This window comes from Streptomyces sp. NPDC055099, from assembly GCF_053607685.1.
In genome coordinates, this window is the sequence record NZ_JBSGUA010000010.1 from 196,946 (window position 1) to 222,737 (window position 25,792).

Genomic DNA, 25,792 nt, shown 5'->3' on the forward strand with positions numbered 1-25,792 from the left:
CCTGCGTATGGGCGTGCAGGAGTGCTCTCTTCGGTGCGTCGTGACATGACGATCAGCCTGATGTAATGGTCTTGTGCACCTCAACCCTTATGGCGAGGGGGTCGTGAAGCTGGCCGCCGACCTCGCCAACCGGCGCCCGTCGACCGCCGGTGAACTCGCGGACCGCTGCCGCGCCGCCGGGCTCGCCCTGGAGCGCCCCGTCACGCCGGGGGACCTGGACCGCGCGCAGGACGCGCTGGACCGGTGGGAGAAGGTCGTCGACGCCACCGAGGAGGACGAGCGCGCCGAACTGCTCAACCAGATGCTGGCGGCGTCCGCCGCCCACCCGCGGCTGACCGACCACGCGGGTTCGGGCTGGCACCTGCACTACCGCGACGACCGGCAGCCGCTCGGCGCCCTGCTGTACCAACTGATCTCCGTGGGCACGGCGCTGCACCTGGCCGGGCGGGGGATGCACCGGCTCCGGCGGTGCGCCGTGACCGAGTGCGTCACGATCTTCGCCGACACCTCACGCACCGGGCGGCAGCGTTACTGCTCCCAGCGGTGCGCCAACCGGGACGCGGTCCGCCGGCACCGGGCGCGCTAGACGGACCGGGACGGCTGAAGCAGACCGCGGCGACTGAATCCGTCCCCAAGTGCTGGTAGCGGGGCCTGTTTTCCGGGCGGACTTCTGGTATTCACTCCTGGGATCGACCGCCGTCCGCGCGCTCACGTTCGCTGCGTCTCGACGCGCGTTCCGAGCGCTCCGCGCCTGCGCCCGCAGGTGCGCCCATGTGCCCGCAGGTGTACCTACGCGATCCGGGAGTCCCCGTGGCCCTTGCCCGCCGCCCCTTCAGAGCCGCCGCGCAGGCCTCGGCGGTCGCCGTCGCCGCCGCGGGACTCCTCGTTCCCGGCGTCGTCGTCGACCGCTACGGGGACACCGCGTCGGCCGCCGCCCCAACTGCCGCCGTCCCCACCGCTGTCCCAACGCCGATCGCCGACTGGCCCCGCGAGCGACTCGCCTCCGGGGCCGATCTGTACCAGGGGAGCATCTCGGGGCGTCCCGGCGCCGACCACTGGACGGTGACGGTGCGTGCGAACGGAGCGCATCTCGCCGCCGGGCGGGAGGCGCGGACGCTGGCCCAGAAGGTGCGCGGGGCCGGGTTCGACGCGCGGGCCGAGGCGGTCACGTGGCCGCGGGGTTCGGACCGGCACGGGGTGGTCGGGGTGCGGGTGCGGGTGGGGGAGTACGGCACGCGGGCCGAGGCCGACGCCGGACGCAAGGCTCTGGCCGACGCAGGCTTCGACGCGGTGAGCGAGTGGACCGGCGCCGACGGTGTACCCGGCACCGGAGTGGCCCGTGTCAAGGTGGCCGTCGTCGACCCGAAGCGCTACGGCGGCGCGATGAAGGGAACGTACGGCGCGGGCGTCGCGGGCCGCGAGACGGTGAGCGCCATGGCCGCGCGCGACGACGCCCTGCTCGGTGCCAACGCGGGCTTCTTCGTCATGGAGGGCAAGGACGGGGTGCCGGGCGCGGCAGCCGGCATCGCCGCGTACGACGGGGAGTTGCAGAGCGCGGCGACCGGCGGCCGGATCGCGGTGGTGCTGCGCGGCGACGGCCTGCGCCCCGAGTTCAAGAAGCTCAGGACCGAGTTCCGGGTCCGCGCGGGGGCGGCCTCCGCGGTCGTGGACGGCATCAACCGTGTGCCGGGCCTGATCCGCAACTGCGGCGGTGTCGGGGGCGATTCCCCGACCGAACGCCCGCAGCACGACGTGACCTGCACCGACCCCGACGAGATCGTGAGCTTCACCGACGAGCTCGGCGCGGACACCCCGGCGGGCGAGGGAGTGGAGGTGGTGCTCGACGCGAGCGGACACGTACGGGAGGTGCGTGCGCGCGGTGGCGCGGTGCCGGAAGGCGGCAGCGTCCTCGCGGGCATCGGTACGGGCGCCACCTGGCTGCGTACGCACGTGAAGCCGGGCTCCGCTTTGCACATGGACCAGCGGATTCTCGACGAGCGGGGCCGGAAGCTGAAGCTGGGCCCGCAGGACGACATCGTCAACGGCGGCCCCGAGCTGGTGCGCGATGGCAAGGTCGCGGTGAACTACGGCGCCGACGGCATCGTGCGCGCCGGGGACCGTTCCTTCGCGTACACCTGGGGAATCAAGCGCAACCCGCGCATGCTCCTGGGCGTCGACCGGCAGGGCCGCCTGCTCCTGGTGGGCGCGGACGGTAGGCAGCCCGGCATCAGCGACGGCCTCGGCCTCGGCGAGGCGGCGGAACTGATGAAGTCGCTCGGCGCGGTGCACGCCATGGCCCTGGACGGCGGCGGCTCCGTCACGATGACGGTGAACGGCAAGGTCGTCAACGCCCCGTCGGACGGCACCGAACGCCCGGTGGGCGACGCGCTGTTGCTCACACGCTGACGGGGAGACGGCGGGGGCCCCGGACCAACAGGCCTGGGCGGTAGGGGAGTTGGTGCGGGTCCGCCGTCAGGTGGAGGGTGGGGAAGGCCGCCATGAGCCGGGGGAGTGCGATCGTCGCCTCCAGGCGGGCGAGCCGTGAGCCGACGCAGAAGTGGGGCCCGTGGCCGAAGGCGGCGTGGGGCACTGTGCGGGTGCCTTCGGGCGTCGTCGTCTCGTCCGGAAGGTGACGGCCGGGGCGGAAGGCGTCCGGGTCGGGGAAGTGGCGCGGGTCGCGGTTGGCCGCGGCGAGTACGGCGAGGACGGAGGCGCCCGCGGGTATGACCACGCCCTCGCCGAGGTCCACCTCCTCGGTCGTGTGCCGCCACGTCGTGCCCTCCAGCGGGCTGGCGTGGCGGAGTGTCTCCTCTACGACGGCGGGCCAGCGCGCGGGATCGCGGCGGGCCGCCGCCAGCTCCTCGGGGTGGGTGAGCAGCAGCAGCGACGCCGATGCCAGCAGGTTCATCGTGGTCTCGTAACCTGCGAAGAGGAGGAGGAACGCCATGGCGAGCAGTTCCCCGTCGTCGAGGCCGCTGTCCTGGCCGGAGCCGGAGCCGGAGCCGGAGCCGGAGCTGGGGCTGCAGCCGGAGCCTGCGCCTCGCGTCAGCGCGCTGAACAGGTCGGGGCCGGGCGCCCGCCGCTTCCGAGCGATGAGCTCGGTGAAGTAGCCGTACAGACCGGTCCACGCCTCGTCCACCGCCCCCGGCTCCAGCGCGTCGGCGGGCGAGCCGACCCGGTAGGTCCAGTCCCGCAGATCCGCGCGGTCGGCCTCCGGCACCCCGAGCACCTCGCCGATCACGAGCACGGGCAGCGGGAAGGCGAAGGCGTCCACGAGGTCCACGCCGCCCTCCCGCCGCATCTGCCGCTCCATCTCCCGCAGGAGTCCGGCGGTCAGCTCCTCGATCCGGGGCCGCAGCGCGTCGACGCGGCGCGGGGCGAACGCCGCGGTGGTCAGGCGGCGCAGCCGGGTGTGGTCGGGGGCGTCGGAGTTGAGCATGTGCCGGGCCAGGCAGGCGCGGGCGTGCTGCCCGGGAGTATCCGCGTTCGCCTTGGGCCGCCCGGCGCCCCGCGGGGGCACGTTCGAGAAGCGGGGGTCGGCGAGGACGGCCCGCGTCCGCTCGTACCCGGTGACGAGCCAGGCGTACGTCCCGTTGGCGAGCGGGACCCGCACGGCGGGCCCCTGGTCGCGCAGGCGGGCGTAGTACGGAAACGGGTCGCGTGCGAAGGCGGGATCGGCGGGGTCCAGGGGAGCGATCATCCGCTCATCCTCGCCGCGCGAGCCCGACCGCGAGGGCCCGGTGACCGCCAGGAACAGCGGACCGGACCTTGTGGGAACCGGACAGCAACCATCTGTGGCAGCCAGGACCACGGAGCGTGACGGGGGCTACGGGCTGTGACGCCCGCAATGCGGGGCCGCTTCGTGGAAGCGTGCGATCACGAGATATCTTGATGTCGAGCAATGTTGCAGACGTGGAGCGGAGCACCCGGTGACTGACTCGACCATCATCTACACCCAGACCGACGAGGCCCCGGCCCTCGCGACCTATTCGTTCTTGCCGGTGGTCAGGGCCTACGCCTCGACGGCCGGGGTCGCCGTGGAGAGCCGTGACATCTCCCTGGCGGGGCGCATCATCGCTCTCTTCCCCGAGTTCCTCGAGGAGAGCCAGCGCATCGACGACGCCCTCGCCGAGCTGGGCGAGCTGGCCAAGACGCCCGGCGCGAACATCATCAAGCTGCCGAACATCTCGGCCTCGACCCCGCAGCTGAAGGCGGCCATCGCCGAGCTGCAGTCGCAGGGCTACGCGCTGCCGAACTACCCGGAGGACCCGAAGACCGACGCGGAGAAGGACATCCGCGCCCGGTACGACAAGGTCAAGGGCAGCGCCGTCAACCCGGTCCTGCGCGAGGGCAACTCCGACCGCCGCGCCCCCGCCTCGGTGAAGAACTACGCCAAGGCACACCCGCACCGCATGGGCGCCTGGACGGCCGACTCGAAGACGAACGTCGCCACCATGGGCGTCGACGACTTCCGCTCCACCGAGAAGTCCGTGACCGTCGCCGAGGCCGGCACGCTGCGCATCGAGTTCACCGGCGAGGACGGCAGCACCACCGTGCTGCGCGAGTCCGTACCGGTCCTCGCGGGCGAGGTCGTCGACACCTCCGTCATGCGCGTGGCCAAGCTGCGTGAGTTCCTCACCGCGCAGATCGCCAAGGCCAAGGCCGACGGCGTGCTCTTCTCCGTGCACCTCAAGGCCACGATGATGAAGGTCTCCGACCCGATCATCTTCGGCCACGTCGTGCGCGCCTTCTTCCCGAAGACGTTCGCCGCGTACGGCGAGGCGCTCGCCGGCGCGGGCCTGAGCCCGAACGACGGTCTCGGCGGCATCCTCAACGGTCTCGACGCGCTTCCCGAGGGCGAGCAGATCAAGGCGTCCTTCGAGGCCGAGCTGGCCGAGGGCCCGGAGCTCGCGATGGTCGACTCCGACAAGGGCATCACCAACCTGCACGTGCCGTCCGACGTCATCGTCGACGCCTCGATGCCCGCGATGATCCGCACCTCCGGCCACATGTGGGGCCCGGACGGCGGCGAGCACGACACCCTCGCGGTGCTGCCCGACTCCAGCTACGCCGGCGTGTACCAGGTCGTCATCGACGACTGCCGCGCCAACGGCGCCTTCGACCCGGCGACGATGGGCTCGGTGCCCAACGTCGGCCTCATGGCGCAGAAGGCCGAGGAGTACGGCAGCCACGACAAGACCTTCGAGATCGCCGCGCCCGGCACGGTGCGCGTCCTGAACGAGGCCGGCGACGTCGTCCTGGAGCAGGCCGTCTCCACCGGTGACATCTTCCGGATGTGCCAGGCCAAGGACGCCCCGATCCGCGACTGGGTCAAGCTGGCCGTCAACCGCGCCCGCGCGACCGGCTCGCCGGCCGTGTTCTGGCTCGACGAGACCCGCGCGCACGACGCGCAGCTCATCGAGAAGGTCAAGGCGTACCTGCCCGAGCACGACACCGACGGTCTGCAGATCGAGATCATGTCGCCGGTGGACGCGACCGCGTTCTCCCTGGAGCGCATCCGTCGCGGCGAGGACACCATCTCGGTGACCGGCAACGTGCTCCGTGACTACCTCACGGACCTGTTCCCGATCCTGGAGCTCGGCACCAGCGCCAAGATGCTCTCCATCGTTCCGCTCATGAACGGCGGCGGCCTCTTCGAGACGGGCGCGGGCGGCTCCGCCCCCAAGCACGTCCAGCAGCTGGTCCGCGAGAACTACCTGCGCTGGGACAGCCTGGGTGAGTTCCTCGCCCTCGCCTCCAGCTTCGAGCACCTCGCGCAGACGACGGACAACGCGAGCGCCCAGGTCCTCGCGGACACCCTCGACCGCGCCACGGCGACGTTCCTGGAGAACGACAAGTCGCCGACGCGTCGCATCGGCGGCATCGACAACCGCGGCAGCCACTTCTACCTGGCCATGTACTGGGCCCAGGAGCTGGCCAAGCAGACCGCGGACGCACAGCTCGCCGAGTCGTTCGCCCCGCTGGCCAAGACGCTGGTCGAGCAGGAGCAGACGATCGTCGACGAACTGAACGGCGTCCAGGGCTCGCCCGCCGACATCGGCGGCTACTACCAGCCCGACGAGGCAAAGGCCGCATCGGTAATGCGCCCGTCCGCCACGCTGAACAAGGCGTTGGCCTTGCTCAGCTGAGTCAACTCCAGCTGACACTGGTCCGCCCCGGTGGGAACAATCCCACCGGGGCGGACCTGTGCCAGGGTCCGTCGGAGGAGTCCGGCAATACGGTTCCGGCAGGACCAGGGCCATAACACGATCACCGCAATCGTCCGGCCCTCCTTGCGATGAATCCCCGGGGGGGCTTCTCTTGGCGATCAGTGATGGTGAACTCCATCCACTCGATGCCGACGACGCCAAACCTGGCTCCGACGTTAGAGGACGCGATGCCCCAGAACTCGTGACGTACCCCTGGTTCCGGGCCGCTGAGGCTCCAGGGCGTCGCGACCTTCCATGCCCACTGAAGGGTGGTCAGGAGTGCGTCCTCCGGGGTGCTGCAACAAAGGGGAGAGACGAACCGCAGCTCGGCCAGTTCTGGGAACTTCCAGTACCGCTCGTAACTTTCGATCTCGATGGTGTGCGTTAACAGCTCTCCGATGCGGTCGACCACACGCTCGGCCCCACGGAGGTCGCCCACATGCGCGTAGCAGCGCCAACGGATCGTCTCAAACATCCCGGCACTGTATGGCTCTTGCGAAACCGTGCCGCGGCTCCTCCCGTTCCAGACCGCTAGTCCATCTCTCGAAACCTCAGCTCGGCAAACTGAGGTGATCGTTGGATGGCTGCTCCCCTGAGCACAATGTCAGCGGAGTTGTAACTCAGTCCTGCTGGTGGGGCTTGGCGGGTGTCAAGTAGGTCCAATCACCCACGCGATGATCGCTGTGTCAGCCCCTTCACTGGTACAGGCTGCAGAGAATGGCTCTCGCTGTCGGCCTTCCTAGCGGGTTTCCTATCGGTCCCCCACTAGATCGGTAGCCCTTGTTGCGGGGCTCTGTACAGGTCAGGCCCGTATTGACCCAGCCTGCGCATTCTGTAACTCAGTTGGGGTGGAGCTTCCATACCGATGCCGGTAGGTGGCCGTGGCGCGCGGCATTGAGTTGGGTGAGGTGTGGGAGTGCTTCGGTCGTGAGGCCCAGGGCCTCGGCCAGGCGGCGGACTGTTGTGTGTGTGACTCCTCGTGTACTTACGGCCTTCTCGAATTCCTTGATTTGGGGCAGTAGGTCGTGCGGGGTGATGGGACTTCTCTGTTGTCGGAGCAGCAGTCTTTGTGCCTTCTCGCGTTCGTAGTCGATCTCGGAGGTGCCGCAGATGGTGCGGCATGCTTCCTCTGCTTCGGCGAGCGTCGTCGTGGCGGTGATGGCCTGGGCTAGGCGGTTGGCGGCGAGCGCCGTTGTGAGGTCGACCTGGTGGACGGTGGGGCCTTCGGCGGTGAGAGGGACCGGGAGTCCGGCGTCGCGGATCTCGCAGAGGCCTCGGGCGCCCAGCGCGGTGGCGGTTAGCAGGGCTGTTGCTTCGGAGGGGTGCCAAGTGAGGACGGGGATGATGGATTGGGTGTGCTCGGGCGTGAACGTGGTGATCAGAGGACCTAGGCGTGGGCTGAGGACGTCTGCGGGGAGTTCGCCGTCGAGGCCTGGGCCTGCCACGAGGAGGCGTACCGGTGCCTCGGTCCGTGCGCAGGCGGCCAGGGTGAGTGCGTCGGCCAGGGGGCTGCGCAGGGTGGGTTCGTCGCCGTGGGCCAGGATGTCGCCGCCGACGTCCAGGAGGTCGATCGTCTACGGGGTGAAGTGGGCGATGAGGTCGTTTAGTTGGCGGGTGATGCCTTCCGTCCCGGTATACGGGTCGAGCAAGGCGAAAGTGTGGGGGAGCTCCGCCGCCAGGCGGGGGAGTGTCGCCGCGTGCGGTGGCCGTAGCGTCGCGGTGCCGGGGACTGCCCAGACGTGGGGGGTGAGGTGGCGTAGGCCGAGGAAGTCGGTGGGGGAGCGAGGGCCCGGGACCGGATCGATGATCAGGCGGTCCCAGGAGTACGTCAGGATCAGCGCCGGCTCGTCGTCGTCCCCGTACAGGGCGGCGTGCAGCATCGCCGCCGCTACCGCGTCGCCGCCGCCTCCGGCCGCCACAATGAGCCGTTTCACGAGAACAGGGTAAGGGTGTGTCCTTCGGCGCACCGCTTGGGCGAAGCGCTGCGCGTGGACGTGCACAATCCCGGCTGTCCCGCCCACGTCCGCCTGCGTACACCCCAGGCCACGGAAGCCCATGGCCGCGGCCTGCTCCTCGTCGATGCGCTGACCGATGAGTGGTGGTCCGGCCCGAGCCGGCACGGTGGGACGGTTGTCGTTTTCCTCATGCACCGCGCCTTCAAGCCTGAGTAAGTCCCACCAGGACACTGAGGGTTGGGGTACTGGCGTGAAGCGGCCACCCCCGGCGGTTCGGAGGTGGCCGCGGTCGCGCAGGAGGCCAATGTCCGGTCGCGTTGCCTGCTCGAGTCGATCGGCATGGAGCAGGCGGAGGCCTTCGTCGAATGGGGCGCGGTGCAGGTTCTGTACTCCGCGGGTGCTGTACTCCGCGGGGCCACGGACCTAGCCGAAGGTCACCGAGGCGATCCTGTTGTCGAAGCCGATGGTGGACAGGTCGGCCACGTCACCGTTGATGACCTTGGACGTGCCCTTGCAGTCGGAGGACGACCAGAGCTTCATCGAACCGCTCACGGAGAGGGACGACGTCACCTTCGGGCGGGCGACGTTCTGGCAGCCCTTGCCCGCGACTCCCTGCGCGGGCCCGTTGTCCGAGAAATTGGCGTCGTCGAAGAGGATGGCGCTGCTCGCGGGCGCGGCCTGAGGCTGGTCCCCGTCCTGGTCCCCGTCCTGGTCCTGGTTCTGGCCCGGGGTCTCGGTCGGCTCGGCCCCGCCGCCCTGCGCGCCGGACTTCTGACCGTCGGGCTGGACGCCGAACCAGGTGCCGCCCACTCCCTGGCCGTTGGTGTCGCCGGGCTTGAGGTCCTTGCTGAAGCGGTAGACCGGCCAGCCGCCGATGGTGACCTGCCGGGTTCCGTCGTCCCGCTTGACCACACCCACGTCGGACGCGTTCACGCCGTCGACGAAGAGCTTGCTGCCCCGGTCCACGAGGACCGGCGGCCAGGTGGTGGCGCAGGCGCCGTTGCAGGTGGACTTGGAGGGCGACGCGGTGTCCTTGTCGAAGCGGTAGAGCGTGAAGCCGGAGCCGTTGACGACGACCGGGTCCAGGTCGCCCGCCCTGGACGCCGAAAGCTGAACCCACCTGCGCTGCACAGGCTTTGACGCCGCCTTGCCGGGCAGGTTGGCCCAGTCCCCGGTCTTCTCGGGCGCGTTGTTCTGCTCGGCGGTGCCGGTCTTCAAAGCGAGGTTCATGGAGCCGGAGCCAAAGGCGGAGGCGGCAGCGCCGTCGTCACCGTCCCCGCCACCGCAGGCGGAGAGCAGCAGGACTCCCGCCGTGGCGAAGGAGGCGAAGAGGGCGGTCTTCTTGCTGGTCGTGCGGGTGGTCGTGCGGGTGGTCATGCGGGTGCTGGTGTCCTTGCTGAGCATCGGAGGTCCCCCTAAATCAGTGTTCAGATCACTTCGGATTGCTTCGGATCACTTCAGGTCGCTTTGGTTCCTTCGAAGCGTGAGTACGGGCACCACCCAGTACCGCACTCATCGATTTTGCGACCGAGACCAAACCGAGACAATATCCAAAGTGGGATCTCATCCGGAGGGCGCGCGTGAGCGCATGTGCCGCCGCCATTCCCTATTTCTGCAACGCGTTCTACTCTGTGCGCCGTCAAGCCCGAGCCCGGGGAGCCAGCGGAAGCAGGAGGGGTCGTGCACCTCGAATACACGCCTGAGCAGCGGCAGTTGCGCACCGAGCTGCGGTCGTACTTCGCCGAGCTGGTGCCCGACAACGCGTACGCGCGCTATGCCGATCCCGCCACACAGAAGCAGTTCTACCGGGAGACCATCCGGCGGCTCGGCGGTGACGGGTGGCTCGGTGTCGGGTGGCCCGAGGAGTACGGCGGACGTGGGCTCTCGCCGATGGAGCAGTTCATCTTCTTCGACGAGGCCGCGCAGGCGGGTGTGCCGCTGCCGCTGATGGCCCTGAACACCGTCGGGCCGACCCTGATGCAGTTCGGGACGGAGGAGCAGAAGGCGTACTTCCTGCCGAAGATCCTCTCCGGCGAGCTCGACTTCGCGATCGGCTACAGCGAGCCGGACGCGGGCACCGACCTGGCCGCCCTGAAGACCAAGGCGGTCCGCGAAGGCGACGAGTATGTCGTCAACGGGCAGAAGATCTGGACCACCAACGGCGACACCGCCGACTGGGTCTGGCTCGCCGTCCGTACCGACCCGGACGCCCCGCCGCACAAGGGCATCACCATGCTCCTCGTGCCGACGAGCGACCCCGGTTACTCCTGCACCATCATCAACACCCTCGCCTCGCACGACACCACGGCGAGCTACTACGAGAACATCCGCGTCCCCGTCTCGCGCCGCGTGGGCGAGGAGAACAAGGGCTGGCGGCTCATCACCAACCAGCTCAACCACGAACGCGTCACGCTCGCCGCGCACGGCACCATGGCCATCCGCGCGTTCCACAACGTGCAGCGCTGGGCGGCCGACACCAAGCTCGCCGACGGCCGTCGCGTCATCGACTTGGGCTGGGTGCGTCAGCGCCTGGCCAGGACGCACACCAAGCTGGACGCGATGAAGCTCCTCAACTGGCAGATGGTGAACGCCGTCCAGGAGGGCACCCTCACCCCCCAGGACGCCTCCGCCGTGAAGGTGTACGGCTCCGAGGCGCGCAGGGACGCGTACGCCTGGCTCATGGAAGTGGTCGGCGCGGTGGGTGCGCTCAAGGAGGGTTCCGCGGGTGCCGTGCTCCACGGCGAGCTCGAACGCGGCTACCGCAGCGCCGTCATCTTCACCTTCGGCGGCGGCAACAACGAGATCCAGCGCGAGATCATCTCCTGGATCGGGTTGGGTATGCCGCGGGTGCGCCGCTGACACGGCGGGTGCCTTGCTCTGACGCCGGCTGGCACCGGCTGACACCGGCTGACACCGCGGATACTGCGTCGCTGACCCCGCCGTAGACACCCCCGGGGGCGGCCGCCGAGACCGATCGTGTCTCGGTGGCCGCCCCCGTCGGCGTGGCGGCGGGATCCGGCCAGGCTGTTACGGCCAGATGTATTGACACGACCCGAGGGGCGGGCGAGCATCTCACCCAAGTTAATTAACTATCTAGTGCGTTAACTACGTCCCCTCGCAGCCTGCCTCCCCGTTCGTGGTCAGGCCGCTCTCCCCGAGGAGTTCACGTGTCCGCTCACCCGCAGGCCGATCAGCCACCGGCCGCGCCGCCCCAGGGCAGGCCACGCAAGGCCGCCTTCGCCGCCTGGATCGGCAGCGCGCTGGAGTACTACGACTTCTTCATCTACGGAAGCGCCGCCGCCCTCGTCTTCCCCAAGGTCTTCTTCGACCCGGACGACCCGGCCACCGCCACCCTGATCTCCCTGGCGACGTTCGGAGTCGCGTACGCCGCCCGCCCGCTCGGTGCTCTCGTCCTCGGCCACTTCGGCGACCGGCTCGGCCGCCGGAAGATCATGGTCTGGACGCTGATCCTGATGGGGCTCTCCACCTTCCTCATCGGCTGTCTCCCCACGTACGCCCAGGTCGGCACCATCGCCCCGGTGCTCCTCGTCCTGATGCGCGTGTTCCAGGGGCTGTCCGCGGCCGGTGAGCAGGCCAGCGCCAACGCGATGACGCTGGAGCACGCGCCGGAAGGCCGGCGCGGCTACTACACGAGCTTCACCCTCAACGGCACCCAGGCCGGTCAGCTCCTGGCGACCCTGGTGTTCCTGCCGGTCGCCGCGCTGCCCGACGAGCAGCTCTACAGCTGGGGCTGGCGCATCCCCTTCCTGCTGAGCGCCCTCGTCGCCGTCGCCGGTTACGTCATCCGCCGCACCCTCGACGAGACCCCCGTCTTCCAACAGGTCTCCGCCGACCAGGAGGTGGCCAAGATGCCGCTGGCGGATCTGCTCAGGAACCACTGGGCCGACGTGCTGCGGGTGGTCGCCGCCGCGCTGATCGCGACGGTCAGCACGATCTTCTCCGTCTGGGCCCTCTCCTTCGCCACGAGCGACGCGGTCGGCCTCGACAAGACGGGCATGCTCTGGGTCGCGGGCAGCGCCAACGCCGTCGCCCTGCTCGCCATCCCGCTCTGGGCCAGGCTCTCGGACCGGATCGGCCGCAAGCCCGTCTTCCTCGTCGGGGCGATCGGCAGCGGAATGATGATCTTTGTTTATCTGTGGGCCATCTCCACCGGCAACTACCCCCTGGTCTTCGTGACCGGCGTCCTCCTCTTCGGTGTCGTCTACAGCGCGGCCAACGGCATCTGGCCCTCGTTCTACGGCGAGATGTTCCCCGCCAGGGTCCGTCTCTCCGGCATGGCCGTCGGCACCCAGATCGGCTTCGCCATCGCCGGTTTCGCGGTCACCTTCGCGGCCCAGATCGACGGCCCCGACGGAGACGGCTGGGTCGGCGTCGCGATCTTCACCGCCGCCTTCTGCGCGATCTGCGCGATCGCCGTGGCCACCGGACGCGAGACGCACCGCGTGCCCACCGCGGAACTGGGGCTGCGCCCCGGGGACGCGAAGGCGCCGGCGGCGACGCCCGAGGCCGCCGCCCTCTGAACCGGCCGCGCCTTGACCGCGCCCTTGTGAACGACCGTGCCAAGACGACCCACAGGAAGCATCGATGACCTCGTACCTCACAGGCCTGATCGGCTCCGGCATCGGCCCCTCCCTGAGCCCCGCCCTGCACGAACGCGAGGCGGACCGGCACGGTGTCCGCCTCGTCTACCGCACCCTCGACATCGACGTGCTGGGCGTCGCACCCGAGGCCGTGGGGGAGCTGGTGCATGCCGCCCGGCTCCTCGGCTTCGACGGCCTGAACATCACCCACCCCTGCAAGCAACTGGTCATCGAGCACCTGGACGAGCTCGCCCCCGACGCCGCCGAACTCGGCGCCGTCAACACCGTTGTCTTCAAGGACGGTCGCGCCATCGGGCACAACACCGATGCCACCGGCTTCGCCCAGTCCTTCGCCCGCGGCCTGGCCGACGCGCCGACCGGTGACGTCGTACAGCTCGGCGCGGGAGGCGCGGGCGCCGCGGTGGCGCACGCCCTGCTGAACCTCGGCGTCGACCGCGTCACCCTCATCGACACCGACCCGGCCCGCTCCGCCGCCCTCGCCACCGCGCTGACCTCACGCTTCGGCCCCGGCCGTGCGGCATCCGCGCCCGCCGCGGCGACGGCCGAGCGCCTCGCCGCCGCGGACGGGCTCGTGCACGCCACCCCGACCGGCATGGTCGCGCACCCGGGCCTGCCCTTGCCGGCCGCTCTGCTCAGGCCCGGACTCTGGGTGGCCGAAGTCGTCTACCGGCCGCTGGAGACCGAGCTGTTGCGCGAGGCCCGCGCGATCGGCTGCCGCACCCTCGACGGCGGCGGCATGGCCGTGTTCCAGGCGGCCGACGCCTTCCGGCTCTTCACCGGGCTCGAACCGCACACCGGACCGATGCTCGCCGACCTCGGCGATCTGGCCGCCTTCCCGGCCTGACAGGAGACATCCATGCGTAAATCGATCGCCACCGTCTCGCTCAGCGGCCCGCTCTCCGAGAAGCTCACCGCCATCGCCACCGCCGGATTCGACGGCGTGGAGATCTTCGAGAACGACCTGCTCGGCGCCCCGCTCAGCCCCGAGGACGTACGGCTGCGCTGTGCGGACCTCGGCCTGGGCATCGACCTCTACCAGCCGTTCCGCGACTTCGAGGCCGTCCCCGCCGACGTGCTCGCCCGCAATCTGCGGCGCGCGGAACGCAAGTTCGCGGTGATGGAGCGCCTGGGCGCCGACCTGCTCCTCGTCTGCTCCAGCGTCGCCCCCGAGTCCGTCGACGACGACGCGCTCGCCGCCGAGCAACTGCGGCTGCTCGCCGACCGGGCGGCGGACCACGGCATCCGCATCGCCTACGAGGCCCTGGCCTGGGGCCGGCACGTCAGCACGTACGACCACGCCTGGCGGATCGTCGAACAGGCGGATCACCCGGCGCTCGGCACCTGCCTCGACAGCTTCCACATCCTCTCCCGCGGCTCTGACCCCAAGGGCATCGCGGACATCCCCGGCGAGAAGATCTTCTTCCTGCAGCTCGCGGACGCGCCCCTGATGGCGGTGGACGTCCTCCAGTGGAGCAGGCACTACCGCTGCTTCCCCGGCCAGGGCGGCTTCGACCTCGCCGCCCTGGTGTCCGCCACCGTGCGCGCCGGATACCAAGGGCCCCTGTCCCTGGAGGTGTTCAACGACGTGTTCCGGCAGGCGGGGGCGGCCTCCACCGCCGTCGACGCGCTGCGCTCGCTGCTCCTCCTGGAGGAGCAGGCAGGCCTGTCCACGCTCCCCGCCGCGGCCGTCCCCTCCGGCTTCGCCTTCGCCGAGCTGACCGCGGCCGACACCGAACCGCTGCGCGGAGTCCTGGAGGCACTCGGCTTCGCCCACACCGCACGGCACCACTGGAAACCGGTCGAACTGTGGGAACAGGGCGAGGCCCGTATCCTGCTCAACACCGGTGTCAGCGGGCGCCGTCAGGACCCCGCGCTGACCGCCGTCGGCGTGGAGACCCCCGATCCGGGCCGGGCCGCGCGGCGCGCCGAGGAGGTGCTCGCCCCCGTCGTGCCGAGGCGCCGGGCGCCGCAGGACGCGCCGCTGGACGCGGTGGCCGCGCCCGACGGCACGGAATTCTTCTTCTGCCGCACGGAGCAGCCCGACCACCCGAGTTGGACCGGCGACTTCACCGGCGTCGCGTCGCGCGCGCTGCCGGGGGAGGGAGCCGGCGAGCAGGCCGGGGCCGTCCGCCGCATCGACCACATCGCCCTCACCCAGCCCTGGCACCAGTTCGACGAGGCGTCGCTGTTCCACCGGGGGGTGCTGGGCCTGGAGGCGGACGACAGCCTCGATCTGGCCGACCCCTACGGGCTCGTGCGCAGCCGTGCCGTCGCGTCCCCCGACGGAGGTGTCCGCATCGTCCTCAACGTCGCGCCGGCGCCGGACGCCGAGGGCTCCCGCCTGCAGCACATCGCCCTGGCCACCGACGACATCGTCCGCGCCGCCCGGCGCGTCCGCGAGACCGGCGCGAGCCTGCTCCCGATCCCCGCCAACTACTACGACGACCTCGACGCCCGCCACGAACTGGAGCCAGAACTCCTGTCCACCCTCGCGGAGCTGGGCATCCTCTACGACCGTGACGAGAACGGGGAGTTCCTGCACTGCTACACCGCCACGGTCGGGCGCGTCTTCTTCGAGCTGGTGCAGCGCACGGGCGGCTACCGGGGCTACGGGGCACAGAACGCGGCCGTACGGCTCGCGGCCCAGTATCTGCACCAGCATTAGACTGACCGGCGCCGATGAGTCCGCCCTGAGGAGCCGCATGGCCGCCGCCGTCCCCCCGTCGCCCCCGCCCGTCAAACGCACCCGGGACGCGGCCCGTACGCAGGGGGAGATCCTGGACGTGGCCACCGAGGAGTTCGCCCGCATGGGCTACGCGGGAGCCAGGGTGGACGAGATCGCCGCCCGCATGCGGACCACGAAGCGGATGATCTACTACTACTTCGGCAGCAAGGACCAGCTCTTCACCGCGGTCCTCGAGCGGGCGTACAAGGTCATCCGGCACGAGGAGCAGCAGCTGGACGTCGGGCACCTGGACCCGGTGTCCGCGATCCGCCGCCTGGCCGAGCTCACCTTCGACCACCACGAGGCCCATCCGGACTTCATCCGTCTCGTCAGCATCGAGAACATCCACGAGGCCAAGCACATCGGCGCCTCGCCCAGTCTCGGCTCCCTCAGCTCCCCGGCGATCGACGTCATCGCCTCGATCCTCGAAGCCGGGCGCGAACAGGGCGTGTTCACCGCCGACGTGGACGCCGTCGACCTGCACGCGATGATCAGCTCGTTCTGCTTCTTCCGCGTCTCCAACCGGCACACCTTCCGCACGCTCTTCGGCCGCGACCTCACCGAGACCTCGCGCCGTGCGCACTACCGGACGATGCTGGGCGACATGGTCATCTCCTACCTGACCTCGGAACGGCCGCCCGCACAGGGGAGTTGAGGCCGCCTCCGGAGGCGTAGCCTGCGGCCAGGAGGTGGTTGTATGCGCGAGGCATCCTCATCAGAACGCCCGACCGCACCGGACCCGGGGCTCTTCGGCCCCTCGTCCGTGACCTGGCAGATGCACGGCGACCCGATGATGTGGGTCGCCGGTATCCGCGCCCTGTATCTGCAGGCGCTGCACCCCCGCGCGGTCCGCGGCGTCATGCAGAACTCCGACTTCCGCAAGGACGCGTGGGGCCGCCTCATGCGGACCGCCAACTTCGTGGGCACCATCTCGTACGGCACCACCGAGGTCGCCGAGCACGCGGGCGCACGCGTGCGGAAGATCCACACGATGATAAAAGCCACCGATCCCGGCACGGGGGAGCGGTACGGCGTCGACGAGCCCGAGCTGCTCCTGTGGGTGCACTGCGCCGAGATCGACTCCTATCTGCACGTCGCGCGCCGGTCGGGGTTCCGGCTCACCGGCGAACTCGCCGACCGGTATGTCGATGAACAGCGGGAGAGCGCCCGGCTCGTCGGCCTCGACCCCGACGGCGTACCGGCCTCGACCGCCGAGCTCGCCGCGTACTTCGAGCGCGTGCGGCCCGAACTGGCCGCCGGGCCCGAGGCGCGCGACGTCGACGACTTCCTCCAACGGCCGCCGACGCACCCCCTGTTGATCCCGGCGCGCGCCCTCCTGTGGCGGCGCGTGGCGAACCTCGCGTACGCCTCGTTGCCGCCGTACGCCCACGAGCTGTACGGCAGGACGGCCCCGCCGCCCGCCACCGTGACCCGGCGGCTCGGCACCACCGGCACCATCCTGCGCACCGTTCCCGCACGTCTACGCTGGCAACTTCCCCCGAAGCACATTCTGCGGGCCATGGCCAGGCTCGGGCCCGGCGCCCGGCCTGCCCCGTACAAACTCGACAGTCGGACAGCCATACTGGACGAGCCGGGGAGGGCGAGGCTAGGCAACGGGGGCGACGGACGGAGATGGCGGACACCAGGCTGATCCAGGGCCGGTACCGGCTACTGGACCTGATCGGGCGCGGCGGCATGGGCGAGGTGTGGCGTGCCCGCGACGAGTCACTCGGGCGCAGGGTCGCCGTGAAGTGCCTCAAGCCGATGGGGCCCCAGCACGACCAGTCCTTCACGCGTGTGCTGCGCGAGCGCTTCCGGCGCGAGGCACGGGTCGCGGCGGCGCTCCAGCACCGCGGCGTCACCGTCGTCCATGACTTCGGGGAGCACGACGGCGTCCTGTATCTGGTCATGGAGCTGCTCGAAGGACGCAACCTCAGTCAGCTCCTGGAGGACAACAAACAGCATCCGCTGCCCGTCGCGGACGTCGTGGAGATCGCCGACCAGGTCGCCGCCGCGCTCGCGTACACCCATGAGCAGGGCATCGTGCACCGCGACCTGAAGCCCGCGAACATCATGCGGCTCACGGACGGCACGGTGAAGATCTGCGACTTCGGGATCGCCAGGCTCGGCCACGACATCGGCTTCACCTCGCGCCTGACCGGCACGGGCATCGCGATGGGCACGCCCCACTACATGTCGCCCGAGCAGATCAGCGGCGCCCAGGTCGACCAGCGCAGCGACCTCTACTCCTTCGGGTGCGTGCTCTACGAGATCGCCACCGGGGCGCCGCCCTTCGACCTGGACGACGCCTGGGCGGTGCTCGTCGGCCACCGTGACACGCCGCCCGAGCCGCCGCGCAGGCACCGGGACGAGCTGCCCGAGTACTTCGAGAAGATCGTCCTCGACCTGCTCGCCAAGGAACCGGACGAGCGCCCCGGCGACGCACGCGAACTGGGGCGCCGCATCGTCACCGGCCGCACGGTCCCCTCGTACATCCCGACCGTCGTCACCCCGTCCGTGCGCCGCCCCGAGCAGCCGCCCTCGCGCGAGCCCCGGCTGCCCTCGTGGACCCGCGGCATGACCACCGGGCACAAGGCGAACGGCGCCTCCGAACTGCGGACGACGCCGCCCGACGCGGCGGCGGGCCTGACCGGCGAATGGATTCCGCGCGCCGACGCGCGCCGGGCCGCCGCCCCGCCCCGGCCCGAACGGCCCACACCGTCACCCGAGGTGGTCGCCACCCTCGTCAGCCGGCACAACGCGGGCCTGAGCCTCGGGCGCCTCGGCCGGTGGGCGGAGGCGGGCGAGGTGCACCGCGCGGTGGCCGCCGAGCGGGAGCACGCGCTGGGCCCCGACCACCCGGACACGCTCGCCAGCCGGTACGAGGTGGGCTTCACGCTCAGCCGCACCGGCCGGGCCGCCGACGCCCTGCGGGAGTACGGCCGCGTCGCCCAGGGCAGGGAGCGCACGCTGGGCCCCGAGCACCCGGACACGCTGGCCGCGCGGCAGGAAATGGCTTACGTCATGGGGCAGTTGGGGCGGCACTTCGAGGCCCACCAGGTCTACACGTCGGTCCTCGCCGTCCGGGAGCGGACCGCGGGCCCCGATCACCCCGACACCCTGCGCTGCCGGCACAACCTGGCATACAACCTCAGCAGGCTCGGCCGCCTGGAGGACTCCTACAAGCTGGCCCGCGACGTGGCGACAGCCCGGGCGCGCGTCCTCGGCGCCACGCACCCCGACACCCTCGTCACGCGATACGAAGTCGCTTACGCGCTCGGCCAGTTGGGGCGCTGGCCCGAGGCTCTCCAGACGTACCGCGAGGTCGCCGACGCGCGCGTGCGGGCGCTGGGCGCCGACCACCCCGACACCCTCGCCGCCCGCTACGAGGTGGGCATCAGCCTCGGCAGGCTCGGCCGCAGCGGCGAGGCCCTGGAGCTGTACCGCGACCTGATCGACGACCGCACCCGGGTGAACGGCCCCTCCGACCCCGAGACCCTGCGCGCCCGGCACGGCCTCGGCGTCAACCTCGGCCGCCAGGGCCGCTGGGAGGAAGCCCTCGCCGAGGCCCGCGACGTCTGCGCGATCCGTGAACGCGTCCTCGGCGGCGATCATCCGGACACCCTGGTGAGCCGCCGCGAGGTGGCCGTGGGTCTCGGCTGGCTCGGCCGCTGGGCCGACGCCCTGACCGAGTACCGCCGGGTCGCCGCCGCCCGCGAGCAGGTACTCGGCGCCGACCACCCCGACGCCCTGGCCAGCCGCAACGACGAGGCGCACTGTCTGGAGCAGCTGGGCCGCGGCACGGAGGCGGTCGAGCTCTACCGCCGGGTGGCGGCGTTGCGCCAGCGGCGGGCTACTGGGGGCCACTAGGCAGCGCCCCGAAGGGGCGCGGGGAACTGCGCGACCAGCCACGACGCGCCCGCAGGAGTCGGCCGAGGGGAGCCGACGCTCTCACCGCGCGGCGCGCGAACGTGTTACCAAGGGCTATGTCTCCTCGCGATCGATACGACACCGTCATCGTCGGCGGTGGTCACAACGGACTGGTGGCCGCCGCCTATCTCGCCCGCGCCGGACGTTCCGTCCTGCTCCTGGAGCGGCTCTCCGGGACCGGGGGCGCCGCCGTGTCCAGCCGCCCCTTCGCCGGTGTTGACGCCCGGCTCTCGCGCTACTCGTACCTGGTCAGCCTGCTGCCGCGGAAGATCGTCAGGGACCTGGACCTCGATTTCCGGGTGCGCACCCGGACCGTCTCCTCGTACACACCGACGGAACGCGACGGCGCGTCGACGGGACTCCTGGTCGGCGGTGGCGAGGCGCGCACCAGGGACGCGTTCGAGCGGCTCACCGGCGGGCCGCGTGAGTACGAGGCCTGGCGGGAGTTCTACGCGATGACGGGACACGTGGCCGAGCAGGTGTTCCCCACGCTCACCGAGCCCCTGCCCACCCGCGACGCCCTGCGCGAGCGGATCGGCGACGAGGCCGCCTGGCGCGCCCTGTTCGAGGAACCCATCGGCGCCGCCATCGAGGAGTGCTTCGCCGACGACCTGGTGCGCGGGGTGGTACTCACCGACGCCCTCATCGGCACGTTCGCCGACGCCCACGACCCGTCCCTGCGGCAGAACCGCTGCTTCCTCTACCACGTCATCGGCGGCGGCACCGGCGACTGGAACGTGCCCGTCGGCGGCATGGGCGCCCTCACCGCAGCCCTCGCCGCCTCGGCCCGCGCGGCGGGCGCCGAGCTCGCCACCGGCCACGAGGTCACCCGCATCGAGTCGGACGGACAGAGCGCCGAGGTCACGTACCGCACCGCTGAGCGCGAGGCCACCGTCGCCACCCGGCACGTCCTGGTCAACGCCTCACCCCAGGAGCTCGCCGCCCTCGTCGGCGACGCCCCGCCCGCCCCGGCCGAAGGCGCCCAGCTCAAGGTCAACATGCTGCTCGAACGGCTGCCGAGGCTGCGCGACTCATCGGTCGACCCGCACGAGGCCTTCGCCGGGACCTTCCACATCGGGGAGGGCTACGGCGAGTTGGGAGCCGCGTACGCGCAGGCCGCAGCAGGCGAGCTGCCCGCCGCGCCGCCCTCCGAGATCTACTGCCACTCCCTGACCGACCCCAGCATCCTCGCCCCCGAACTCGTGGAGCGCGGCTGCCAGACCCTCACCCTCTTCGGGCTCCACACCCCCGCCCGTCTCTTCGCCGAGGACAACGACGCCGTACGCGCCGAACTCCTGAAGTCGACCCTGGCGCAGTTGGACGCGCACCTGGCCGAGCCGCTCGCCGACTGCCTGGCCACCGACGCCGAAGGCCGCCCCTGCATCGAGGCCAAGACCCCGCTGGACCTGGAACGCGACCTGCGCCTGCCCGGCGGCAACATCTTCCACCGCGACCTCGCCTTCCCCTACGCCCAGGAGGACACCGGCCGCTGGGGCGTGGAGACACGGCACGCGAACGTCCTGCTGTGCGGGGCGGGCGCCGTGCGCGGTGGCGGGGTCAGCGGCATCCCCGGGCACAACGCCGCGATGGCCGCGCTGGGGGAGTAGGTACCGACCCGACCTCAGTCGGCCGAAGGGGCCCAGCCGACCGCCTCGATACGGGCCGCGTCGGCGGGCCGTGCCTCGTCGAAGACCGTACGGGCGCCGTCCTCGACCCGCAGCCCGTCGGCGTAGGCGCCGCGCCCCACGTAGAGCTGGTCCGTCGCGTACCGCCAGCGCAGCTTGACCCGTTCGCCCCGCCACGGCGAGAGGTCCGCGGCGAGGCGGTGCCAGACGCGCCCCGACCAGCCGGACGCCGTGCCGTCGGGGTGCTGCCGAGGGGGCGCCCCCCGGTGCTCGGTGGTGAACGGGACCGGCTGCCATGTCGTGCCGTCGTCGCGCGAGGCCTCCAGGCGCAGGGTGTCCGAACCCGGTTCGGTGTCCCACCACAGCTCGCACCGCAGCTTCGCCCGGTCCGTGGCCAGGGTGAGGGGCGGCAGGGTCAGGGTGGCCGTCGCCGCGTTCGCCATGCCGGAGAACCACGCGGTGCGCCCGCGCTCGGGACGCACCGGGACGGCGCGTGCCATGCGGTTCGCCGCGGCCACCCTGGGGGCCGAGCCGGAGCGCCAACTGCGCACCGGGTGGACCGAGTTGCCGAGGACGACGAGGAACGAGTCGGTCGTCGGGTCGAGGACGAGGGAGGTGCCGGTGAATCCGGTGTGGCCCGCGGTGCGCGGAGTGGCCATCGCGCCCATGTACCAGTGCTGGTAGAGCTCGAAGCCCAGGCCGTGCTCGTCCCCGGGGAAGGCGGTGTTGAAGTCGGTGAACAGCAGCTTCACGGACGCGTCCGTGAGGATGCGGGAGCGTCCGTACACCCCGCCGTTGAGCAGCGTGCGCCCGAGGATCGCGAGGTCCCAGGCGCAGGAGAAGACCCCCGCGTGCCCCGCGACCCCGCCGAGGCCGAAGGCGTTCTCGTCGTGCACCTCGCCCCACACCATGCCGCGGTCGAGGCCCGACCAGGGCAGCCGGGCGTCCTCGGTGGCGGCGGTCTTCGGCCGCCAGGAAGCGGGCGGGTTGAAGCGCGTGCGGCGCATCCCGAGGGGAGCGGTGATCTCGTCGCGGAGCAGTGTGTCCAGGCGGCGGCCGGTGATCTCTTCCAGGACCAGCTGGAGCGAGATCAGGTTCAGGTCCGAGTAGAGGTACTTGGTGCCGGGCGGGTTGAGGGGTGCCTCGTTCCAGATGAGGCGCAACTGGCCCTCGCGCGTCGGCTCCTTGAACAGGGGGATCCAGGAACGGAACCCCGAGGTGTGGGTGAGGAGCTGAAGGACGGTGATGTCCTGCTTGCCGGCGCCCCCGAAATCGGGGAGGTACGAGGCGACCTTCGCCTCCAGCTCCAGCCTGCCCCGCTCGATCTGCTGCACCGCGAGCAGCGAGGTGAACAGCTTGGAGACCGAGGCGAGGTCGAAGACCGTGTCCTTGGCCATCGGGATCTGCCGGTCGGCCGGCAGCTCGACACCGGTGTCGGTCTTCTCGTCGTACGCCGCGTAGCGCACGGCCTTGCCGATGGGCTGGTGCAGGGCGACCGTGCCGCCGCGTCCCGCGAGCAGGACGGCGCCCGCGTACCACGGGTGCTTGGGGGACGGGTCGAGGAACCGCTCGGCGTCGGCCACCAGTTGCCGCAGGTGCCCGGCGAGCAGCCCGGCGCGCTCGGGGGAGCCGGGCCGCAGCGTCGGACGCTTGGCCCCGGCCGCGGACTCCGCCGCCGCGGCAGGGCCCGCGGGGAACGGCACCAGCGCCAGCGCACCACCCAACGCCACGACGCGCGCGCCCAGTTGGCGTCTGCTCAGTCCGCCGCCCGCTCCGCCGGACGCCGCTCTGCCGGACGCCGCCCCGTTGTCCTCGGCCATGACCGTGCTCCCTCCTGGAACGCTCCTGGAACGCGTTCGGGCTGAAATTATCTTTCGGGATCACAAGAGACTGCTGAAACTTTCATGTCAGTGCCCGGCCCTGTCAACCACAGGCGCCCGCCAAAGATCTGACACTGCATCAGAAATTCTCTTCCGTCGTCCGGACGGCTGCGGCATCCTGCGCCCATGCAGACAGACCTGAGCAGGAAACTGGGGATCGAGCACGCCATCTTCGGCTTCACGCCCTTCCCTGCGGTGGCCGCCGCCATCAGCAGAGCGGGCGGATTCGGTGTGCTCGGCGCGGTCCGCTACACGGCGCCCGACGAGCTGGCCCGGGATCTCGACTGGATGCAGGAGCATGTCGGCGACCGGCCCTACGGACTCGATGTCGTGATGCCCGCCAAGAAGGTCGAGGGGGTGAGCGAGGCCGACGTCGAGGCGATGATCCCCGAAGGCCACCGCCAGTTCGTCAAGGACACTCTCGCCAAGCACGGCGTACCCGAGCTGGCCGAAGGGGAGGCGTCCGGCTGGCGCATCACCGGGTGGATGGAGCAGGTCGCCCGCAATCAGCTCGACGTCGCCTTCGACTACCCGATCAAGCTCCTCGCCAACGCGCTCGGTTCCCCGCCCGCCGACGTCATTCAGCGCGCCCACGACCATGACGTCCTGGTCGCCGCGCTCGCGGGCAGCGCCCGCCACGCCCGCAAGCACGCCGACGCGGGCATCGACATCGTCGTCGCGCAGGGCTACGAGGCAGGCGGCCACACCGGCGAGATCGCCTCCATGGTCCTGACGCCGGAGGCCGTCGAGGCCGTCGCGCCGCTGCCGGTGCTCGCGGCGGGCGGCATCGGCAGCGGCGAGCAGATCGCGGCCGCGTTCGCGCTCGGCGCGCAGGGCGTGTGGCTCGGCTCCCTGTGGCTCACCACGACGGAGGCCGACATGCACTCGCGGGCCCTCACCGAGAAACTCCTGGCGGCGGGCTCGGGCGACACGGTCCGCTCACGCGCCCTGACGGGCAAGCCCGCACGCCAGTTGCGCACCGAATGGACCGACGCCTGGGACGACCCGGACGGACCCGGCACGCTGCCCATGCCGCTGCAGGGGCTCCTGGTCGCCGAGGCGGTCTCGCGTATCCAGAAGTACGAGGTCCAGGCGCTGCTCGGCACACCCGTCGGGCAGATCGTCGGCCGCATGAACAGCGAACGCGGTGTCCAGGCCGTGTTCGACGACCTGACCAGCGGGTTCGAGCGCGCCATCGACCGCGTGAACCGCGTCGCCGGACGCGACTGACGCCTGACGACCGACGACAGACGACCGACGAGACGGAGGAGAGGTCCTAATGAGCAGCATGCCGGGCAGCACGCCCCCCAACGGCTTCTGGGCGCAGGCCGAGGCGGACCCGGACCGCGTGGTCCTGACCGCGCCCGACGGCGAGGAGTGGACCGCGCGGCGCCTGCACGCGGCGACCAACCAACTCGTGCACGGGCTGCGCGCCGCGGGCCTGGAGCGCGGCGACGCCTTCGCCGTCGTGCTGCCCAACGGCGTCGAGTTCCTCACCGCGTATCTGGCGGCATCCCAGGCCGGTCTCTATCTCGTCCCGGTCAACCACCACCTGGTCGGACCCGAGATCGCCTGGATCGTCGCCGACTCCGGGGCGAAGGTGCTGATCGCGCACGAGCGGTTCGCGCGGGCGGCGACCGACGCCGCCGACGAGGCGAAGCTCCCGGCCACGCACCGGTACGCCGTGGGCGACGTGCCCGGCTTCCGCCCCTACCCCGAACTCCTCGCGGGCCAACCGGAGTCGGCGCCCGCGGACCGCACGCTCGGCTGGGTCATGAACTACACCTCGGGCACGACGGGACGCCCGCGCGGCATCCGCCGCCCGCTGTCCGGCAAACTCCCCGAGGAGTCCTACCTCGGCGGCTTCCTCGGCATCTTCGGCATCAAGCCCTTCGACGGCAACGTGCACCTCGTCTGCTCGCCGCTCTACCACACCGCGGTCCTCCAGTTCGCGGGCGCGGCCCTGCACATCGGCCACCCCCTGGTCCTGATGGACAAGTGGACGCCCGAGGAGATGCTGCGCCTCATCGACACCTACAAGTGCACGCACACCCACATGGTGCCGACCCAGTTCCACCGCCTCCTCGCGCTGCCGGACGCGACGAAGGCGGCGTACGACGTGTCATCCATGCGGCACGCCATCCACGGCGCCGCGCCCTGCCCCGACCACGTCAAACGGGCGATGATCGAGTGGTGGGGCGAGTGCGTCGAGGAGTACTACGCGGCCAGCGAGGGCGGCGGCGCGTTCGCCACCGCACAGGACTGGCTGAAGCGGCCGGGCACCGTCGGCAAGGCCTGGCCCATCAGCGAACTCGCCGTCTTCGACGACGACGGCAACCCGCTGCCGCCCGGTGAACTCGGCACTGTCTACATGAAGATGAGCACCGGCGGATTCTCGTACCACAAAGACGAGTCCAAGACGAAGAAGAACCGCATCGGCGACTTCTTCACCGTCGGGGACCTCGGCTACCTGGACGAGGACGGCTACCTCTACCTCCGCGACCGCAAGATCGACATGATCATCTCGGGCGGCGTCAACATCTACCCCGCAGAGATCGAGTCGGCGCTGCTCACGCACCCGGCCGTCGCGGACGCGGCCGCGTTCGGCATCCCGCACGACGAGTGGGGCGAGCAGGTCAAGGCGGTGGTGGAGGCGGCCGAAGGCCACGAGGCGGGCGACGCGCTCGCCACCGAGATCCTCGACCACTGCGAACGCCGGCTGGCCGGCTACAAACGCCCCAAGAGCGTCGACTTCATCGAAGCCATGCCGCGCGACCCGAACGGCAAGCTCTACAAGCGGCGCCTGCGGGAGCCGTACTGGGAGGGGCGGGAGCGGGCGCTCTAGC

General features: G+C 71.0%; 17 protein-coding genes and 1 pseudogene. 13 read left to right on the forward strand and 5 right to left on the reverse strand.

What is annotated here, in order from left to right:
• The first annotated feature begins 73 nt into the window (after positions 1-73).
• Entirely contained in the window at positions 74-586 is a 513-nt protein-coding gene (locus tag ACWFRU_RS24765; protein WP_453690337.1) for a CGNR zinc finger domain-containing protein, read from the forward strand.
• A gap of 224 nt (positions 587-810) precedes the next feature.
• On the forward strand, positions 811-2,406 hold the full coding sequence (locus ACWFRU_RS24770) for a phosphodiester glycosidase family protein (protein WP_453690339.1): 1,596 nt from the start codon (positions 811-813) through the stop codon (positions 2,404-2,406).
• Here the strand turns inward: ACWFRU_RS24770 and ACWFRU_RS24775 are convergent.
• Positions 2,396-3,700, reverse strand: a complete 1,305-nt coding sequence (locus ACWFRU_RS24775) for a cytochrome P450 (RefSeq protein WP_453690341.1) — start codon at positions 3,698-3,700, stop codon at positions 2,396-2,398. The two genes, ACWFRU_RS24770 and ACWFRU_RS24775, sit on opposite strands and share 11 nt — an antisense overlap.
• Before the next feature lie 229 nt (positions 3,701-3,929).
• On the opposite strand from ACWFRU_RS24775, the gene ACWFRU_RS24780 reads away from it, so the two are divergent.
• A complete protein-coding gene (locus ACWFRU_RS24780) occupies positions 3,930-6,149 on the forward strand; it encodes an NADP-dependent isocitrate dehydrogenase (protein WP_453690343.1) in 2,220 nt (739 codons plus the stop codon).
• A 121-nt stretch (positions 6,150-6,270) separates the two neighbouring features.
• Here ACWFRU_RS24780 and ACWFRU_RS24785 read toward each other — a convergent pair whose 3' ends face one another.
• The 3 genes and pseudogenes from ACWFRU_RS24785 to ACWFRU_RS24795 all read right to left on the reverse strand — a co-directional run bounded on the left by ACWFRU_RS24785 (position 6,271) and on the right by ACWFRU_RS24795 (position 9,568).
• Entirely contained in the window at positions 6,271-6,684 is a 414-nt protein-coding gene (locus tag ACWFRU_RS24785; protein ID WP_453690345.1) for a hypothetical protein, read from the reverse strand.
• Positions 6,685-7,048: 364 nt separating this feature from the next.
• Positions 7,049-8,089 (reverse strand): annotated as a pseudogene (locus tag ACWFRU_RS24790) (DUF1152 domain-containing protein).
• Positions 8,090-8,587: 498 nt separating this feature from the next.
• Positions 8,588-9,568, reverse strand: coding sequence for a hypothetical protein (locus ACWFRU_RS24795; protein WP_453690347.1), 981 nt, complete (start codon positions 9,566-9,568; stop codon positions 8,588-8,590).
• A 276-nt stretch (positions 9,569-9,844) separates the two neighbouring features.
• Between ACWFRU_RS24795 and ACWFRU_RS24800 the strand changes: the two genes are divergently transcribed.
• From ACWFRU_RS24800 to ACWFRU_RS24835, 8 genes are all read left to right on the forward strand, one after another.
• Positions 9,845-11,023, forward strand: coding sequence for an acyl-CoA dehydrogenase family protein (locus tag ACWFRU_RS24800; protein ID WP_453690349.1), 1,179 nt, complete (start codon positions 9,845-9,847; stop codon positions 11,021-11,023).
• A 308-nt stretch (positions 11,024-11,331) separates the two neighbouring features.
• Positions 11,332-12,705 (forward strand): MFS transporter, encoded by a 1,374-nt coding sequence (locus ACWFRU_RS24805; RefSeq protein WP_453690351.1) that lies wholly within the window; start codon positions 11,332-11,334, stop codon positions 12,703-12,705.
• A 64-nt stretch (positions 12,706-12,769) separates the two neighbouring features.
• Positions 12,770-13,630 (forward strand): shikimate dehydrogenase, encoded by an 861-nt coding sequence (locus ACWFRU_RS24810; RefSeq protein ID WP_453690353.1) that lies wholly within the window; start codon positions 12,770-12,772, stop codon positions 13,628-13,630.
• A 12-nt stretch (positions 13,631-13,642) separates the two neighbouring features.
• Positions 13,643-15,451 (forward strand): bifunctional sugar phosphate isomerase/epimerase/4-hydroxyphenylpyruvate dioxygenase family protein, encoded by a 1,809-nt coding sequence (locus ACWFRU_RS24815; protein WP_453690355.1) that lies wholly within the window; start codon positions 13,643-13,645, stop codon positions 15,449-15,451.
• 37 nt (positions 15,452-15,488) lie between these two features.
• The gene (locus ACWFRU_RS24820) at positions 15,489-16,166 is read left to right on the forward strand and encodes a TetR/AcrR family transcriptional regulator (protein WP_453690357.1); all 678 of its coding nucleotides are present in this window, start codon (positions 15,489-15,491) and stop codon (positions 16,164-16,166) included.
• 42 nt (positions 16,167-16,208) lie between these two features.
• Positions 16,209-17,162 carry an oxygenase MpaB family protein gene (locus ACWFRU_RS24825; RefSeq protein WP_453690359.1) on the forward strand — a complete coding sequence of 318 codons (954 nt, stop codon included), beginning with the start codon at positions 16,209-16,211 and terminating at the stop codon, positions 17,160-17,162.
• A complete protein-coding gene (locus ACWFRU_RS24830; RefSeq protein ID WP_453690361.1) occupies positions 17,144-19,381 on the forward strand; it encodes a tetratricopeptide repeat protein in 2,238 nt (745 codons plus the stop codon). Before ACWFRU_RS24825 ends, ACWFRU_RS24830 begins: the two co-directional genes overlap by 19 nt.
• A gap of 116 nt (positions 19,382-19,497) precedes the next feature.
• The gene (locus tag ACWFRU_RS24835; protein WP_453690363.1) at positions 19,498-21,048 is read left to right on the forward strand and encodes a phytoene desaturase family protein; all 1,551 of its coding nucleotides are present in this window, start codon (positions 19,498-19,500) and stop codon (positions 21,046-21,048) included.
• A 14-nt stretch (positions 21,049-21,062) separates the two neighbouring features.
• Here the strand turns inward: ACWFRU_RS24835 and ACWFRU_RS24840 are convergent, their stop codons facing one another.
• On the reverse strand, positions 21,063-22,886 hold the full coding sequence (locus ACWFRU_RS24840; protein WP_453690365.1) for a serine hydrolase: 1,824 nt from the start codon (positions 22,884-22,886) through the stop codon (positions 21,063-21,065).
• Positions 22,887-23,072: 186 nt separating this feature from the next.
• Between ACWFRU_RS24840 and ACWFRU_RS24845 the strand changes: the two genes are divergently transcribed.
• Together ACWFRU_RS24845 and ACWFRU_RS24850 are read left to right on the forward strand one after the other, a co-directional pair.
• A complete protein-coding gene (locus tag ACWFRU_RS24845) occupies positions 23,073-24,176 on the forward strand; it encodes an NAD(P)H-dependent flavin oxidoreductase (RefSeq protein ID WP_453690366.1) in 1,104 nt (367 codons plus the stop codon).
• Positions 24,177-24,234: 58 nt separating this feature from the next.
• Positions 24,235-25,791, forward strand: coding sequence for an acyl-CoA synthetase (locus ACWFRU_RS24850; protein ID WP_453690474.1), 1,557 nt, complete (start codon positions 24,235-24,237; stop codon positions 25,789-25,791).
• Position 25,792: the final 1 nt, after the last annotated feature.